This is a genomic window from Microbacterium sp. Bi128 (assembly GCF_918698205.1).
Map to the genome: position 1 here is coordinate 1 of NZ_CAKKMM010000849.1, position 2,209 is coordinate 2,209.

Sequence of the window (2,209 nt, forward strand, 5' to 3'; positions counted from 1 at the left end):
GCATCCGGCGAGCGCTCTGTTCGGGGTAGGAATCGTCAGGAATCGGGGGTGTGGAGGATCAGTGCAACGCGCTGGTCAGCGGCGTCGGCGGGAGGTCGGATGCCTCGAGCTCGACACGTCGCGCGGTGCAGCCGACGCAGCGGACGTACCGCACCCGCCCTTCGCTCGTCGCGTGCACCGAATCGGTGATCCACGCGTGTTCGTGGACGGGGGCGACGGACGGGGCGAGGGTGTCGGCGGCGGTCATGAGGCCAGCGTGCTGTAATGCCGTTATGCATCTCAACCCTTACGGGGAGTACGCCGTGCTGCTGGCGGCGTCGCTCGCGAACGACTGGCCCGCGGACCGCACGGGCATCGAGGAGCGCACGCGCGAGCTCGGTATGACGATGGCGTTCCCGGTGGCATCCGACGACCACGCGCGCACGCGCGACGTGATCGACCGGTGGCTGCGGGTCGTCGATGAGCCCGACCCCGCGGCGCGCGCGGCGCTGCTGAACCTCGAGATGGCCGGGGCGGCGGCGTATCCGCGGCTCACCGACCACGACGGCGAGGGCTGGCACCTCCACTACCGCGACACCGATGACGCACTCCCCCGAGTGCTGGCGGCGGTGATCTCGGTGGGCACCGCGCTGCACCTCGTCACCCGCGGCACGCACCGCCTCGGCCGGTGCGCCGCCGCCCCCTGCGACCGCGTCGTCGTCGACGTCACCCGCAACGGCCGCCAGCGCTACTGCTCGGTGCGCTGCGCGAACCGCGCCGCCGTGCGCCGGCACCGCGCACGCGGCTGAACCACGAACCCCGAACCACCAACGCCCACCGGCCAACAGCCAACAGCCCAGCGCCCAGCGCCCAACGGCGCTGGCACAGCGTGCCGCGCCGCACCGGGGATGGCGGAACACGGCGGTCCCTGCGAACGTTGAACCGATCGACCGAAACCGGAGGCGACATGACCGACGCAGTAACCGTGACCCGCAACGACGACGACCGCCGCTACGAAGTGCACATCGACGGTGAGCTCGGCGGATTCCTGGAGTTCCGCCCCGCCGGGGAGGGCCGGGTCGTCCTTCCCCACACCGAGGTGGACCCGGCGTTCAAGGGCAAGGGTCTGGGCTCGACCCTCGCGAGCGAGGCGCTGTCCGACCTCGCCCGCCGCGGCGACGCCGTCATCCCCTCGTGCCCCTTCGTCGCGCACTACCTGCAGGACCACGACGTCCCCGGCCTCGTCATCGACTGGCCGAACCGCGACGACGCGGCCGACTCGGCCGATCCGAGCGAACCGGCATGACCCGGTTGGACGTCGCCCCGCCGGCATCCGAGGGTCCCGTCGAGTGCGACGGGCCGCGCGCTCTCGTGGTCGAGGCTCGCGAGGTGCCCCTCGGCGGCGTCCGAGGCATGGAGGTGCACCGCACCCTCCCCCACCGTGCGCTGCCGATGGTGGGGGCGTGGTGCTTCCTCGACCGTTTCGGCCCGCAAGAGACGCTCATGCGCGTCGAGCCGCACCCGCACATCGGGCTCCAGACGGTGACCTGGCCGATCGTCGGTGAGGTGCGCCATCGGGATGCCGTGGGCAGCGACGTCGTGGTCCGGCCCGGGGCCCTCAACCTCATGACGAGTGGCGAAGGCATCGCGCACTCGGAGTACTCGGTCGGCGACGGCCCGATCCCGCTCGATGCGCTCCAGCTCTGGGTCGCTCTGCCGGAAGACCGCCGCCACGGCGCGCCGGCGTTCGAGCGGCACGAGAACCTGCCCGTGCTCGACCTCGGCGACGGTGCGGACGCCGTCATCGTCATGGGCTCGCTCGGCGCGGTGGATTCACCGGCGACCGTGCACACCCCGATCGTGGGCGCCGAGGTGCGCCTTCCGCCCGGGGTCACCGTCCGCATCCCTCTGCGCCGCGACTGGGAATATGCCCTCTACGGCATGATCGGCTCCGCCGAGGTCGAGACGGGGGTGGATGCCGTCGACGCCGACGCCGCGCGACGCACCTCGCCTCTGCCGAGCATGGGAGGCACGGCATCCGTCGATGGCTCCCGACTGCTGTACCTCGGGACCGGGCGCGATCACGTGGAGATCAGCTCGGCGGAGGGGGCGCGCGTGTTTCTGCTCGGCGGGGAGCCGTTCGAAGCGGACATCGTGATGTGGTGGAACTTCGTGGGCCGCTCGCACGACGAGATCGTCGAGGCGCGCGAGGCGTGGGAGGCCCAGGCCC

The 2,209-nt window shown here is 72.1% G+C and carries 4 protein-coding genes; 3 read left to right on the forward strand and 1 reads right to left on the reverse strand.

Annotation, left to right across the window (positions count from 1 at the left end):
* Window positions 1-58 precede the first annotated feature (58 nt).
* A complete protein-coding gene (locus tag LQV45_RS27105) occupies window positions 59-247 on the reverse strand; it encodes a hypothetical protein (protein WP_230009865.1) in 189 nt (62 codons plus the stop codon).
* 25 nt (window positions 248-272) lie between these two features.
* Between LQV45_RS27105 and LQV45_RS27110 the strand changes: the two genes are divergently transcribed.
* From LQV45_RS27110 to LQV45_RS27120, 3 genes are all read left to right on the forward strand, one after another.
* Complete coding sequence (locus tag LQV45_RS27110) at window positions 273-788, forward strand: CGNR zinc finger domain-containing protein (protein WP_230009868.1); 516 nt, start codon at window positions 273-275, stop codon at window positions 786-788.
* A 158-nt stretch (window positions 789-946) separates the two neighbouring features.
* Complete coding sequence (locus LQV45_RS27115; RefSeq protein WP_230009870.1) at window positions 947-1,285, forward strand: GNAT family N-acetyltransferase; 339 nt, start codon at window positions 947-949, stop codon at window positions 1,283-1,285.
* On the forward strand, window positions 1,282-2,209 hold a 928-nt coding region (locus LQV45_RS27120), incomplete at its 3' end, for a pirin family protein (RefSeq protein WP_230009872.1). The genes LQV45_RS27115 and LQV45_RS27120, both read left to right, overlap by 4 nt.